This is a genomic window from Pseudoalteromonas sp. KG3 (assembly GCF_030436385.1).
Taxonomy (GTDB): domain Bacteria; phylum Pseudomonadota; class Gammaproteobacteria; order Enterobacterales; family Alteromonadaceae; genus Pseudoalteromonas; species Pseudoalteromonas prydzensis.
The window spans coordinates 1,422,171-1,437,415 of the sequence record NZ_CP098523.1 but is presented as its reverse complement, the minus strand read 5'-3'; the positions used below and the strand labels follow the sequence as shown (position 1 = coordinate 1,437,415).

Here is a 15,245-nt window from a genome sequence, read left to right as displayed (position 1 = left end):
TAAGTTTATTAGCCGTAACAGCGGTTGTTACGGCTAACTTCTATTAAATTTCAGGATAGGTTTCATGACGGACGCAACTCAACACGCGCTAGAGCAAGGCTCGTACGACTTAATTAAACGCCGCTTAAATAATTTTGGTGCTGATTTAAAAACGCAAATAGACGATGTAAATACACAGCGTATTAACGAATTTGGCAGCACAGAACTACAAGTGAAAGGACGTGTTCGCGTTCGCACTGAGCAAAACTGTACTCCGCGCGATATCGTGATTATTGGCGATAAAGTTATTTTTGCTTACAACGTATTTTTGGGCTTAAAAAAAGAAACCTCAATCAGCGACGTATTTAGTGTACAAAAACTGGTGCAGCAAGACGACCATTACGAAATTGAACCTTACCCTGATACGACACGTTTTTTAACCGATAGCCGTTTTATTCGTGATTTTGAAGAACTGTATACCTACTACAAACAAACTAGCCTACAGCATTTATACCAGCAAAATGGCAAGCTGTTTGCGCTATTCCAAATCGGTGACAAGTTATCGGATGTACGAGTTTTTCGCTGGGAAATTCATCCAGACAACACCATTAATTATATCGATAACCGTGGTGAGCGTGATATTCAACACGCACATGACTATGATTTTGAATGGCTCAAAACTGACCGAAGTAACCACATAGAAGGGCGCCACGCTCATATCAACATCGCCGATGAAGTGTTTGTTGAAACGATTGGCGGCTCACTAACGATTAAAATAGAAAACAGCACTGACACCGGTGAAGGGATTTATCAAGAGCCTGTTGATGATAAAAATCAATCCCTTGCTGATAGCGAAGTAGAATACGCGTTGGTAGGCGATTTAGTGCTGCTAAAAATTCTGCCGTACCGTGAAAAAATATGGCGCTATTTTATTTATAATACCCGTACTCAGCAGGTAATGCGCCAAGATGCAATCGGCAGTGCATGCGTTACTTTACCTGAAGATCACGGCATTATTTTCCCAGGCGGTTACTACTTACAATCAGGACAAGCACGCTCGTTTGAAGAGCAAATAGAAGATTTAGAGTTTCACCGACATATAAAGTCACCCAATGGCGAAGATGTTTTATACGTGTTTTACGAGCCAAGTGAAGGCCGTTACGCGCTATTTGCCTATAATATTATTGATAAAAACCTGCAAAATCCGATTTATTGTCACGGCTATGCTATTTACAACGATGGTATAACACTCACCTTTAAGGCTGATAAAGACCAAGCGGAGAGAGTACACCCAATTCAAATTTGGCAAAGCCCATTTGTATCCGCCGAGTTTGCAGCCAATGCGCCGCCACTTACTAGCTTTTTTGGCAAAATCGGCAACCCAGATTTAGTTCGCGGTATTTCTGATTTATACAGTGTCTGCAAAGCTATTAGCGAGCAAAGCCCGACCTTATTTCATTATGAAGATTTGATTGCTTTAAGCCGAAATATTTTTGACCGTTATCATTGGCTTAACGAAAGCGAATTTGCAGAAATCGCGAAAAATCTGCATAGTATTTTTGAAACTGCCGAGCAAGTGCTTGATGAGTTTGAAAAAGTCACCGAAATTCAAAACAAAGCCAAGCAAGCTCTGGTCGATATAAATAAGCGCTACACGGACGTAACCCGTGAAGTGCGCCCAGATAACTTTAAAACCGCCCCACAATTTGTGCAAGGTATTGATGCTTTAAAAGTACTCAAAGGCCAAGTAATAAGCCTTGAAGACATTAAATATATAGATATTGCAGCACTTAATAGCTTACAAAGTGAAATTGATGAGCGGCTGGTGGAAGTAAGCCAAGCAACCGCTGCGTTTTTACAACAAGACAGCGCCTTGGCGCCGTACCACGAAAAACTTAAACAGCTTGAAGAGCTCAGCAGTAAAAGTGAAAGTGTCAGCGAGCTTAAAACCTATATTGCCCAGTTAGATGCGCAAAGTGTTGAGCTGGATTTACTGAATCACACGATGCTTGATTTAGATATTGACGACAGCCGTGTACGAACAAAAATTCTTGAAGATATCAGCGCTGTTTATGCGTTGGTTAATCGTGCTAAAGCGAGTATCGAAATTCGCCAAAAGAGCCTTGGCAGTGTTGAAGCGAAAGCTGAATTTGCTGCTCGGTTTAAGCTGTTTTCGCAAAGCATTACTAATGCGCTAAATAACGCAAAAACCCCCGAAGCATGTGACGACCAGCTTTCACGTTTGCTTATTCAACTTGAAGAGCTGGAATCACAATTTAGTGATTTTGACGAATACCTGACAGAGATCATTGCCAAACGTGATGACGTATACGAAAGCTTTGAGGCACATAAACAAAGCTTAATTGATACCCGCCAGCGCCGCGCTCTGAATTTAGCGAATGCTGCTGAGCGTATATTGCAAGGCGTAAACCGTCGTGCGCAAAGTTTTACTGAGCTTGATGTATTAAACACTTATTTTGCCGCCGATCCTATGATCAGCAAGCTTCGTGCATTGACTAGTGAGCTTAAAGAATTAGGCGATGAAATTCGTGCCGATGATATTCAATCAAAACTCAAAGCCAGTAAAGATCAGGGCATTCGTTCATTACGTGATAAACAAGATATTTTTACTGACGGCGGCAATACCGTCAGTATTGGTAAGCATGCTTTTAGCGTCAATAAGCAATTACTCGATTTAACCTTATTGCCGCGTGACGAGCAGCTAATGTTGCATTTAACCGGCACAGATTATTTTGAACCAATAACTGACAAGCAAAGCCTTGAAACCTTGCAACAAAGCCGTCACTTGTGGCAGCAAACTTTGGTATCAGAAAACGATAGCGTTTATCGTGGTGAGTACTTAGCAGCTCAAATTATATTGGCATGTGAGAACAGTGAGCACTCGCTGACTTTTGCGCAGCTAGAGCAGGCACAAAGAGATAAACAGTTATTGCAGTTGGTGCAAAAATTTGCCGAACCGCGTTACCAAGAAGGTTACGAAAAAGGCATTCATGATCACGACGCATCTGCGATTATTGATACCTTATTAACGCAAAAAAATAGTTTGGATTTACTTATTTATCCGGCTAGTTGCCGCATTGTTGCGCAGCTGTTTAGTGCGCAATTATCTGCCGCACAGCAGAGTGAGTATTTCCATCAAGCAAGCAATGCTATTTTGATGGATAAACACTTTACCGCGACTAGTTTTATCGGCGCCTTAACCGCGCAATTAAGTGAACAGATCAACGACTTTTTAACTCAAGTTAGCAAATTATCAGCACGCTTTGCTGATTTATCCACTGACTTAGCCGCCGCTTATTTAGTGCAGCAATTAGCGCAACAAAAAACCGCGGATCAACAGTTGTTTATCGTCTCTCAGCAAGCTAAAAATTTGGCTGAACAGTTTAGTAGTGATGCTAAAGCTAAAGGTTATAGTAACGAGCTTGCTCAGGCTTGTGAAAACGTCAAGCAAACTGATGAGCGGGCATTATTATTTTTAAGTTGGCTTAATGCGTATTGCTTGCAAAGCCCTAAAGTGTCGGCAATGGTGCAAGCGGAAGCGGCTAACTACTTACACCTCAGTGCCACTACAGCATTGCAGTATACCGTACTGGATGCCACGCCGAGCACGCAAGTTGAACACTTAATGGGGCAGCATAAGCGAGTGCAAGAGCAAGTTTTAAATTTAGATTACGCTGAGTTTTATGCCCGCACGCGTAAGTATATTACTGAGCAAGTGCCGGCTTTTGAGCAATATCATGCATTGCGCAGTGATATTTTAGCTGAGCAAAAAGAGCGCCTGCAGCTTGATGAATTTAAAGCCAGGCCGCTTAGTTCGTTTGTACGTAATCAGCTGATCAATAAAGTGTACTTCCCAATTATTGGCGATAACTTAGCAAAGCAAATTGGCTCAGCAGGTAAAAACAAACGCACTGATTTAATGGGCATGCTATTACTGATCTCGCCGCCAGGTTACGGTAAAACCACCTTAGTGGAATACGTTGCTAACCGTTTAGGGCTGACTTTTGTAAAAGTAAATTGCCCGTCGATAGGGCACGATCAGGTGTCACTCGATCCTGCTCAAGCCATTAACGCCACTGCTGAAAAAGAGATTGCAAAAATCAATCAGAGCTTTGAAATGGGCAATAACGTGATGCTGTATTTAGATGATATTCAGCATACTAATCCTGAGTTTTTACAAAAGTTCATTTCCCTGTGCGATGGTTCAAGACGGATTGATGGGGTGTGGAATGGTAAAAGTAAAACCTATGATTTACGCGGTAAAAAGTTTGCTGTAGTGATGGCAGGTAACCCGTACACGGAATCTGGCGAGAGCTTTAAAATCCCTGATATGTTGGCAAACCGCGCCGATATTTATAATCTTGGCGATACCTTAGCCGGGTGTGAGCAAGAGTTCGCCATGAGCTTTATAGAAAATGCGCTAACCTCTAATGCAGTATTAGCGCCATTGGCTAACCGCAACATGGAAGATTTGTATAAGTTAGTGCGGATGTGCCAAGGCGAAGATATTTCATTAAATGAGCTTGAGCACGGCTATTCACAAGCGGAAGTTAACGAAATTAAAGCGGTACTCAGCCGATTAATCACTATTCGTAATACCGTGCTAAAAGTGAACGCCCAGTATATTGCCTCAGCCGCGCAAGATAATAATTACCGTACAGAGCCGCCATTTAAACTGCAAGGCAGCTATCGTAATATGAATAAAATGGCAGAAAAAGTAGTCGCTGCCATGAACGATGAAGAACTAGAAAACCTGATTTGCGACCATTATCGCGGTGAAGCGCAAACGCTCAGCAAAGGGTCCGAAGAGAACCTTCTTAAACTCGGTGAACTACGTGACACATTAAGCACAGAACAACAGCAGCGCTTTAGCCAAATTAAAGCTGACTTTGTACGCTTAAATAAACTTGATGGTGCCGGCAGTCCGGTGATGATGGCGGTGGAGCAAATGGGGTATTTACATCAGTCACTGGAGGAGATTGCCAGTAAACTCAGTAAAAACAACCTAAGCCACGATTACAGCCAGCTACTACAAAGCCTTGGTGTGAATTTGCAAAGCTTAGATAATAAACAAGCAATTAATAGTATTGCGCAATCACTTGATAATAAAGAGGCTATGAATGCGTTAACCGCAGCGGTTACTAGTAATAATAACCAAGTATCATTTGCGCAGCTTGTTAATGCAATTAATCAACAAACTCAAGGTATCAACAGTAACAATGTGCAAGCTCAGTTCGAAAAATTGATTGCTGCATGGGGCGCGAAGTAGCATTTTAATTAATCACCAAGGAAGCAATATGGATATCAAAGTACCTGAACTAAAAGGAGTGATGGGTAAGGCTACGATTTGGCAATTTATGTTAATGAGGGGGATGCCGTAGTACGAAACCAAACTTTATTTGATGTTGATTTTGACAAAGTGGTGTTGGAAGTGATTGCTGCCTCTGCCGGGGTTGTTCATAGCTTTAGTGCCAAGCAAGGAGATTTAGCTATATCCGAGCAAGTGGTAATACAACTAAGAGAAATAGCCGTTGCTGAGCAAACAACATCAGAGCAATGACTCTTGCAGATGAATTCGTCGAGCAGGATTAACTGCTCGGCTTGATCATTGATGTTTGTAAAATCAACCGCCTTTAATAACTAAAGTGCATTATAAGGCGGGTTTAATTGGCGTTTTTGAAACGCTAGAATCGCAGTATTTTTGATTATACCGTCTTCAATATTAATCGCGCGGCGGATGGTTTCATCTTGTTGCCATTGTGCCTTGCCTGCTAATACTGTTGGTAAGTATACAATCATGGCGGCAGAGATTGAACGTGTTGCACTTTCCCATAAATAACTCGGTGTATGATCAACCGCGTAGTAATCCGTGGTTGCATGGCGAAACATCGGATTTGCAAATGTAGTGGGTTTAGCAAAAAAGAACCCCATACCTTCGTCACAGCTTACATCAATAATTAAACTGTTTGCTTTTAGGCAGTCCGCTTCAGATCCAATAACAAAATTAACTGGGTTTGCAGTTTCTTGAAAAGTACCATTAACGATAATATCGGCTTCGCTGATGAGCTCAGTTAGTGGCCGTTGTGTACCATCGTGTTCAACCACCATCATGCGGGCTTCGCCTTCAATACCTTGGCGAACTTTAACGTAATGGCAGTCGAGGATCTCTTCGCGTACTTCGTGATCGGGGCGCTGGATGCAAATCGTAATATCTCTAAAACCATGGGCTTTGAGTGCATAAATTGCACCGCGACTAACAGCACCAAAACTAAAGATGATGGTTTTACGCTGATCACCATAATGTCCATCAATACCTTTGAGCTGCAGTGCGTGTAACACCGCACAGTAGCCGGCCATTTCGTTATTTTTATAAAAAGTATGACGGCCAACATTGCCTTGTGGCGACCATACAAACATATCTTCAAACGCAATGAGAGTGAGTTTTCTATCAACTGCAGCTTGGGTTATTTCGCGTTGTTGTACGCAATGTACGTAGCCCCAAAGGGTGCCACCTTCACGTAGTTCTTGTAAATCAGCAAGCACCGGTTTGGCGATGATCACGCTGCCTATTTTGGTTAAAATATCACTGCGACTTGCAACACCACCGGTTAATGCGGCTATTTGCGCATCGCTCACATTAAAAGCTTTGCCGTAGCCTTGCTCAAAGGTCAGTTGTTTTCTAAGTTGTTCTGGAATGCGCTTAAGGTGGTCTGGGTGGATGGGGTAACGTCGCTCATCTGTCTTACGTGACGTACCAATTACGCCAATAGTTAATTCACTCATGCTATCGCCTTGTTTAAAGTATGCTGAGTTCATAAACGAATGATGCTACTTCGCCAACAAGCTGTGGGCTGTTTTACAGGCAAGCGCAACATTTGACTGTAAACAATGGTGCTCAGTAAAGGGTTTTGTTATTTACTAAATTAGTGTTTTTAATATAAAGCAGTTTTAAATCAGGTGGTTAACTTGCATAGAATGACAAGTTGAAAGTAAATATGGCATAGCCGCGATTGGCTTTTGCGTATTAGCGGTTGAGTATAACAGTAAAACAGTGGCGTATGCGCTTAACACAGCAATAAGAAAATTAAACAACTACAAAGACACAGGGGTATTGTGTGATAAAAGGACTCGATACAGCGAGTCCCACTTTTTTAGCAGCTTACTTTTCTGCAGAATATGGGTCTTCAGCCATTAGGTAGGCTCTCAAATCTGCTTTTTGCGGTTGTGCATTAAGCCATGTTCTGAGTTCTTTCACTTTTGTATAAGTGTCTGCGCCGAATTTATCAGCATATATGTCACTAAAGTTTTGCTTGGTACTTTGCTCTCTAATTTGGTTTTGCCATTGCTGTGTTACTACTGCATTCAATGTACCAGCTAGGCCTTCTTCTTTTAGTAATTCCCATTCACCTGCATCTAACCAGATCCCACCTACTGGTGCGCTGTAATCTATACGGTGGTCAGTTGATGAAGAAATACGAAACTTACGCATAATGACCCCCGATACTGGGCAAATTAACGCTTTTTTAGTGTCTGTAGCGTCGGCTTCGAATGAGATATTGTCAGCAAATGCAAAGTTTGGGTTACGCTCTTTCCAAGCTGCAAAGTCTTCGATTAGTATCCAGTGGCCATTACAGTGCGTGCATGTGTGTGAACGAAATTGACCTTCAATAAAACTAGGTTTAAGTAACCCTTTACCACAACTTGTACAATTCATAGTATCCCTTAATTTATATAGTAACTTGAAGAGCTTATATTCTTAAAGTTATTACAAGCCGCTAAAAAAGCATCTTATAATTTAGTTTTTATTTGCGTTCAAGTTTGATTACGACAATGGCCGCAGTAAGAAATTGTAATGTTACCGTATTTTTAGAATCAATAACAAAGCTTTGTTCTGTTTAGTCAACTAGTCGAATTTTAAATAGCCTGCTTATTGTTTTTACAGCGCTCTGAGCAGTAAATAACGTTATCCCAGTCGCGCTGCCATTTTTTACGCCAAGCAAAATCACGTTTGCAAGTGGGGCAGGTTTTTTGCGGTAAAGTTAGTTTTTTATGAGCCATTGTGATGGTTTGCCTTGGTATTTTTTGATCTAGGGGCGATGCTTACATGCTTTTTTAAAATCGCAGGAATAGCGCGCTTAACCTCAATACGTTCGCGATATTCCCAAAGCCGTTCTCTCGCTTCTTTAGACGCTTTGGTTAAATCAATCATCGGTGCAGGGTAATCGTCACCTAGTTTAAAGTCGTTAAACAGCGCTTCCATTGGCGTTTGCTCCCAAGGTTTATGCAAGTATTCTACAGGCAGCTTTTCAAGCTCTGGGCACCATTTTTTTATAAATTCACCGCTCGGGTCTTGCTCCTCAGATTGTTTAATTGGGTTGTAATGGCGAATAGTATTAATGCCCGTAACCGATGCTTGCATTTGTATTTGCGGGTAGTGGATCCCCGGTTCAAAGTCTAAAAAATAGTTAGCCAACGGCAGGCTTGCATGTTGCCAGCTGATGTTTAAATGATGCGTAACAAAACTAACTAACATAGCGCGCATTCTAAAATTAATATAACCGGTGGCTTTTAAGCAGCGCATGCAGGCATCAATAATAGGAATACCGGTTTTACCCTGTGCCCAGCGTTGAATATCGCTAGTAACCTGTGCGTCATCACGATAAGGAAATGTGTGGTAGCCTGGGTTAAGCGCTTTAAATTCCATAGTGCACTGACTTTCAAATTTTTGCATAAAATGACAATGCCAATGCAAACGGGAGATAAACGCCGCGAGTGGTCGCTTCCAGCCTCTTCTATCTAGGAGCTTCGAGTCATACGTGGTTATTGCTTTTTGGTACACTTGCCGAAGGCTTATATTACCCCATGCTAAATAGGGCGATAGCCTAGAGCAATGCGTGCGGCTTAAACTTGGGCTGGATATGCCTTTTTGATAACCTTTGCCTCTACTTTCAAAAAAGCTTTGCATGACTTGCTGCGCCGCCAATGCTCCGCCTATTTGAAAATGCGGGTTTTGCTCGGTGAAGGAAGTAGGCAAAGCAGGTGCTTGGTAATTATTTAATGTCACTGCATTGACGTTTTTCCAGTTTGGAATCGCGATAGGACTGTGCATAAATTGATGCCAATGTTCGTTCCAGTCGTTACGATTTTTAGCCCCTCGTATGACCCCGCCAGTTGGAAATTCAAGCCAGTTTATGGTCTGGCTTTTACACCATGTTTTGATTACTTTATCGCGCTCAAAGGTATTATTAAGACCAATTTCTTGATGGCTAAGTAAGTTGACGATTTCAAACTGGCTATGTAATAAATTGAGTAGCTCATCCATTGGGCTGTTGAACAGGTAAACGCTGGCATTAAAGCGGGCAAGTTGGGTATTCATTTCAACCAGCGACTGATACACAAAGCGCCAATGACGCTCATTATAGTGAGCATCATTGAGTAATATCGGCTCAAAATTATAAATAAGCAAGCTTGGGTAGGGGCTTGCAAAAGCGTGTTGCAGTGGCTGATGATCTGATAGGCGCAAATCACGCTTAAACCAGACAATATTTATTTTTTTACGCATCATAGCTTGCTTAGTGGCCAATCAGCGGCATCGTTTGTATCTAACGGGCGAACTGCATTGCCGTGCCAGTGATTAATAAAGCTATTATTTGGATCATACATTTGCGTTTGCTTTGATAAATTAAATCGTCTACCAGAACGCGGATCGGCGCCAACACCCGCTAGATATTGCCAATTACCCCAATTGGCGGCTACATCATAGTCAATCAGTTGCTGTTCAAAGTAAGCTGCACCAAAACGCCAATCTAGGTTTAATTCATTAACAAAGCAGCTAGCGACTAATTGACGACCACGGTTAGACATATAACCAGTTTGATTAAGCTGCTTCATGCAGGCATTAACAATTGGATAGGGGGTTGTGCCTTCGCACCAATTTGCAAAACGCTCAGGGTAAAAACTAGTTAAAGGTTTACGGTGTGTAATCCCTTGAAATGCAAATAACTGACTATCATAGCGCAAGCTATAAAGTTGAAAATATTCGCGCCAAAGTAGCTCAAAGTAAATCCAATAAGTGGATTCGTTAGCTCCATGTGTTTGTTCGTATTGCTGTAAGGCAGTCATAATTTGCCGCACTGATAAATTACCATTGGCAAGCCAGGGCGAAAATTTGGTTGAATTTATCATGCCATCAAGGGCATTGCGGGTGAGCTTATATTTGCTTGGTGCGGTGCTTGAAAAGTACTGCTCTAAGTGGCGGTGAGCGGCAGCTTCGCCTGCATCAAATACAGTACTGACAGCGTTAACTTTAGGCAGTAATTTAGACCAACAAACCGGTGCGATCAATGGCACAGGAAAATTATGTGGTAAATCGGTAGCTGGCTTTATAAGTAGGTTAGAAGATTCAATTTTTTTGCGGAATTGGCTGAAGGTTGCCGGTAGCTCATTAACTACAAACGGCAGTTGATGCATGTCATACAAGGTAAATGTATTACTTTGTTTAAGTGTAATCTCGCTGTATTTATTGGTGATAGCAGTGAGAGATTGCCGTTCGTATAAGCCAATTTGGTCGCTGCAGTAAATTACTCGGGTATTATGATGAGAGTAATAATGATCAATCACTTCCAGCGGCGCTTTAAAATAAACCACCAAGTGTTGACCACGCGCGTTCAGCTGGCTGTTTAATTGGTGCAGCGATTTAACCAAAAACGCCCATCGCTGTGCGCCTAATGTTTGACAGTTAAAACGGTTGCTTTTAAACCACTCAGGGTTAATGCAATAAATAAAGCTGATTGATGAGCTTTGTTCGCATGCACGCCTTAAAAGCCTGTTGTCTGATAACCGTAAGTCATTGGTGAACCAATATACAGAGTGTGTCATATAATAAACTTGCCATTAGGGTTTTACTAATCCATTGTGTTTCAATACGTGACAAACACTGAACACGTTTAATACGTGTGACTTTTTATTTCTTCATTACTAAAGCGAGCGATACGTGTTTTTAGATTTAACCCAGCATCACGAAAAACCAAGTATTTATAACCTACTAGTAGGCGGTATTACTCCTCGCCCAATTGCGTGGGTAAGTACGCTTAGTGCTGGTGGCGTGGCAAATATTGCGCCTTATTCATTTTTTACTGTGGCCAGTGTTAACCCTCCTGTATTAAGTGTTACTCAGGTAAACCCACGAGATAAACAAAACAAAGATACACTAACTAATTTAATCACAAATAAAGAGTGCGTGGTTAATATTGTCAGTGAGCAGCAAGTTGAGAAAATGAACCAAAGCTGTGCAAACTACTCACCTGAAGTCAGTGAATTTATAGCTGCAAATATCGAGTCTACAGCAAGCCAAACAGTAAAACCTTTAAGTGTCGCGTCATCAAAAGTTCGTTATGAGTGCACCCTTCGCGAGGTGATTACCATTAGTGAACAATCAGCTGGTGGTAAAATGATGTTGCTTGATGTCGTAGGGGTTTTTATTGATGACAGCGTGCTTATTGATGGCTATATCGACCCGAATGCTTTAAATACCATTGGTAAAATGGGCGGTGATCACTTTACCAAAACAACTGAACTTTTTAGTTTAAAGCGGCCACTCATAAATAAGTAAATACTTTGTCAGCATTTTGCACAATGTTTACACTTTGTGTGTGTACTCTGGTTGATAATATCAATACAGAGGTGTGCTATGTCTTTATTAAAACCTATTTCGAAAATGTTTGCTTTGAGCGTGTTATGCACAAGTTTAGCCGCATGCAATAGTAGCTCCGAGGTTGATGATGAAACTATAAATGCAGTGCCAATTGTTAATGCTGGTGTTGATCAGTTAGTAAACAATAGCGATAGCGTTTATTTACAAGGCAGTTATGACGATGATGATGCCTATGTCACTATTTTATGGTCACAGCAATCAGGTACTGCGGTCACAATTAACGAGCCCATTGATATCGCTACACAAATAATAATTCCCACGTTGTCAGAAACTGAAACCTTAGTATTTACTTTAACGGTTGATGACGGTGTAAATGATGCTGTTAGTGATAGCGTAGAAATTACAATAACGGTGTCTCAAAACAGTGATACTGATTTAATCTCAAGTTGGATAATTAACAATAATAGCGCATCAACCTACATCAATAATGGCAGTACCGGGGTCACCGAAAATGTACAGCTTGCTGAAGTTGTTAGTTTATTAGATGTAGAGTATATGCATGTTAATACCGCAGGTGTCCCTCGCTATGATGTAACACTTAGCCAAGAGCAAGTTGATTGGCTGAATAATCGCCCTCGTGCAGCCACTGATTTTGCAAACGGCGTAACCACCGCAGAGGCTGGTCAAACGGTGCTTTTTGGCGAAGATATTGGTTATAACAGTAGTACTGAAAATTGTACTGATACTGGAGGTAGTGGCTATTGGCCGCCAGGTCCAGGTTGCCCAACTGAACAAAGTGTTGATGCATATTTCACCCTTGAACCGACAGAGAACGAAACCGAGTGTGAAACAGGGCTTGGCACAATTGGTTTAATGGTTAATGGCACCAGCATATTTAACTGGGGTGATGGTATGAGTTATGGTCAAGGAGTATGGTACAACTTAGCCCCGATAGCAGAACAATATGATGTAGATGTTTGCGGTGGTCATGCTGCTAATGGTGAGTATCATCATCATTTTTATACAAGCTGTTTAGCAACTATGCTTAATGATGACGGCTCGGACCATTCACCTATTTATGGTTTCGCGGCAGATGGATATCCACTGTATGGACCTTATGAAAGTAAAGAACAACTCGCATTAAGTGGCTGGGAAATGCGGGATTATAGTGCACCAACAAGTGAAGGTGGGTGTGCAACAGAAGGTCAGCGCAGCTGTATTTTAGTGGATCAATATGATGTCAGCAAAGGGGTTGAAACCACGCAAGCTGGACCTGCTATTGGCGAATCAGTTTCTACTTTATCAGGAAATACTTTGGCTGCCGATGATGGCTATTACTTTGAAGATTACTATTACGCGCAAAAAGAAGTGACTGGGGCACAGTTAGATGAGCATAACGGCCATGATACCAATGATGGTAAAGGCTACCATTACCATATAACGTTAGTGCAAGACGGTGATGGTAAATTACAGCCCTCATTCCCTTATCAAATAGGGCCACGGTTTAAAGGTCAGTTACCTGAAAATTCAATCGGCAGTTGCAGCACAGGTAATGTTATGGGCCCGCCGCCGCGCTCTTAGGGGGTAATATGAAAATAACGCTTTTGAGTATCTGCTTGGTATTACTATTTAAGCTAACTACAGGCATGGCACAAATGCAAATGGATCATTCTCATTTGCCGATCGCTGTGCCAGATAATGCCACGGTGCCTGCACTTAGTTTAACACTTGAGGCTGATGTAATGTCAGGTTATAACTTAAGTATAAATACTAAAGGTTATATATTTATGCCACCACCAACTGGGCTAAATATGATGCAGTTAATGTCCGCAGACCTTGACGAATCGACCCACCAGTTAAAAGGGCATGCCCATTTATACATCAATGGGGTTAAAATTCAGCGAGTGTACGGCAAGTACGTACATTTACCTGCTGATTTGTTTAGTGCAGGTTTGAATACCATTTCTATCACATTAAATAACCATGGACACATGTATTGGACAGCAAATAATAAAAAAATAGTGGCTACTTTGTATATTAACGACCAAGTCGATACATTAGTGACTTACCGTTTTGAAAGTTTTCCAATTGATGGCTAAATATTAAAAAAGTATGGATATTTTTTTCTTTTATAAGTGACCGATGAAAATACATAACAAGTTATTCTTTATTTTATTTAGTTTCAGCTTTGTACTGATCGCAGGCCTAATACTGCTAATGCAATGGAGTATTGGCCAAGGCATGATTAATTATGTAAATGCAAAAGAAGTTAAAGCACTACAGCCCCTTATAGCTAGTTTTTCGCAACAATATGAGGCTGAGGCATCATGGCAATCTATCCGAGGAGATAATCGGCAGTTTTTTAGGCTAGTACAAAAGCAACTACGAGATAGTCAATTTGTACCTAGCAGACCTATGCGAGAAAGAGCGCCGCGTGCATTTGACGATCAAGATCAACGTATGCACGAACCCAAACCACCAGAGCATAGACTTCCACCTGGGCATGAAGCGGATTACGCACTGCTCGATAGTAAAAAGGCTTTAGTCGCAGGGCGTTACAAAGGTGATCTTGATTATACAAATATACCTATTGAGTTAAATAAAGTCGTTATAGGGTATTTAGCAGTATCAAAGCGTCATGGTTTAATAGATGGCTATGAACTGGATTTTTTAGAGCAACAAACCAGCTATTTATGGCTGATTGGCATAGCAGCGGTGTTATTTACGCTGCTTACTTCGTTCTTTTTAGCACGCAATTTGGTTGGCCCTGTAAAACAAATTGCCAAGGGGATGCAGCAACTCAGCCAAGGTAACTTTGAGTATAAGTTAAAGCTCGAGCGCCAAGATGAGTTGGGCCAATTAAGTGAAGACTTTAATAAATTAGCATTAACCTTGGCTCACAATGAACAAGCCCGAAAGCGCTGGCTTGCTAATACATCACACGAACTGCGTACGCCGATTGCAATTTTGATGGGGGAGCTGGAAGCGATGCAATTAGGCGTAAGACCTCTTACAATCGATAATATTCGCTCAGCCCATGATGAAGCAAACCATTTAAAGCGATTGATTGATGACTTACATATGCTTAATAGTGCTCAGTTAGGAGGTATGCACTTTACCAAGCAACCACTGATAATAAATGAGTTATTAACGGCCGTGCAGCAAAAGTATATGCCGGTATTTGAACAACATAATATTGAGTTTTCTGTATTACAATTATCGACTGAGATTGAATTAAATGCAGATAAAACTCGCTTGATGCAGCTATTTGGCAATATTTTAATGAACGCGATTCACTATGCTCAGTGCTCAAGGTTAGCGTTACTAGTTAAGTTACTCACTGTTTCTGAAGAAAGTTTTATACATATTCGCATCGAAGATAATGGCATCGGCGTTGAAGACACGCATTTGCCACACCTGTTTGAATATTTATACCGAGTTGATGATGCGCGAAACCGCCAACAGGGCGGGTCAGGGTTAGGCTTATCACTGTGTCAGCATATAGTGCATGCGCACAAAGGTGACATTACCGCGCAGAAATCTAAATTAGGTGGTTTAGCAATACTCATTAACATACCTGTGGAGCATTAAA

General features: G+C 41.4%; 11 protein-coding genes. 6 read left to right on the top strand and 5 right to left on the bottom strand.

Annotated elements, in window-relative coordinates:
* Positions 1 to 64 precede the first annotated feature (64 nt).
* Positions 65 to 5,269, top strand: coding sequence for a DNA repair ATPase (locus tag NDQ71_RS06895; RefSeq protein ID WP_301562497.1), 5,205 nt, complete (start codon positions 65 to 67; stop codon positions 5,267 to 5,269).
* 78 nt (positions 5,270 to 5,347) lie between these two features.
* Positions 5,348 to 5,560 carry a biotin/lipoyl-containing protein gene (locus NDQ71_RS06890; RefSeq protein WP_301562496.1) on the top strand — a complete coding sequence of 71 codons (213 nt, stop codon included), beginning with the start codon at positions 5,348 to 5,350 and terminating at the stop codon, positions 5,558 to 5,560.
* An 80-nt stretch (positions 5,561 to 5,640) separates the two neighbouring features.
* Here NDQ71_RS06890 and NDQ71_RS06885 read toward each other — a convergent pair whose 3' ends face one another.
* The 5 genes from NDQ71_RS06885 to NDQ71_RS06865 all read right to left on the bottom strand — a co-directional run bounded on the left by NDQ71_RS06885 (position 5,641) and on the right by NDQ71_RS06865 (position 10,878).
* Positions 5,641 to 6,783, bottom strand: a complete 1,143-nt coding sequence (locus tag NDQ71_RS06885; RefSeq protein ID WP_192541573.1) for a N(5)-(carboxyethyl)ornithine synthase — start codon at positions 6,781 to 6,783, stop codon at positions 5,641 to 5,643.
* A 376-nt stretch (positions 6,784 to 7,159) separates the two neighbouring features.
* On the bottom strand, positions 7,160 to 7,714 hold the full coding sequence (locus tag NDQ71_RS06880) for a zf-TFIIB domain-containing protein (protein WP_192541572.1): 555 nt from the start codon (positions 7,712 to 7,714) through the stop codon (positions 7,160 to 7,162).
* Positions 7,715 to 7,914: 200 nt separating this feature from the next.
* The gene (locus NDQ71_RS06875; protein ID WP_192541571.1) at positions 7,915 to 8,058 is read right to left on the bottom strand and encodes a DUF2256 domain-containing protein; all 144 of its coding nucleotides are present in this window, start codon (positions 8,056 to 8,058) and stop codon (positions 7,915 to 7,917) included.
* Positions 8,048 to 9,562: a cryptochrome/deoxyribodipyrimidine photo-lyase family protein gene (locus tag NDQ71_RS06870; protein WP_192541583.1), complete on the bottom strand. Its 1,515-nt coding sequence runs from the start codon at positions 9,560 to 9,562 to the stop codon at positions 8,048 to 8,050. The genes NDQ71_RS06875 and NDQ71_RS06870 overlap by 11 nt, the downstream gene beginning before the upstream one ends.
* The gene (locus NDQ71_RS06865) at positions 9,562 to 10,878 is read right to left on the bottom strand and encodes a DASH family cryptochrome (protein WP_301562495.1); all 1,317 of its coding nucleotides are present in this window, start codon (positions 10,876 to 10,878) and stop codon (positions 9,562 to 9,564) included. Before NDQ71_RS06865 ends, NDQ71_RS06870 begins: the two co-directional genes overlap by 1 nt.
* A gap of 115 nt (positions 10,879 to 10,993) precedes the next feature.
* Between NDQ71_RS06865 and NDQ71_RS06860 the strand changes: the two genes are divergently transcribed.
* The 4 genes from NDQ71_RS06860 to NDQ71_RS06845 all read left to right on the top strand — a co-directional run bounded on the left by NDQ71_RS06860 (position 10,994) and on the right by NDQ71_RS06845 (position 15,244).
* Positions 10,994 to 11,611 carry a flavin reductase family protein gene (locus NDQ71_RS06860; RefSeq protein WP_301562494.1) on the top strand — a complete coding sequence of 206 codons (618 nt, stop codon included), beginning with the start codon at positions 10,994 to 10,996 and terminating at the stop codon, positions 11,609 to 11,611.
* A gap of 78 nt (positions 11,612 to 11,689) precedes the next feature.
* The gene (locus tag NDQ71_RS06855; protein WP_301562493.1) at positions 11,690 to 13,234 is read left to right on the top strand and encodes a YHYH protein; all 1,545 of its coding nucleotides are present in this window, start codon (positions 11,690 to 11,692) and stop codon (positions 13,232 to 13,234) included.
* 8 nt (positions 13,235 to 13,242) lie between these two features.
* Positions 13,243 to 13,752, top strand: coding sequence for a hypothetical protein (locus tag NDQ71_RS06850; RefSeq protein ID WP_301562492.1), 510 nt, complete (start codon positions 13,243 to 13,245; stop codon positions 13,750 to 13,752).
* Between the two features lie 43 nt (positions 13,753 to 13,795).
* On the top strand, positions 13,796 to 15,244 hold the full coding sequence (locus tag NDQ71_RS06845; protein ID WP_301562491.1) for an ATP-binding protein: 1,449 nt from the start codon (positions 13,796 to 13,798) through the stop codon (positions 15,242 to 15,244).
* Position 15,245 lies beyond the last annotated feature (1 nt).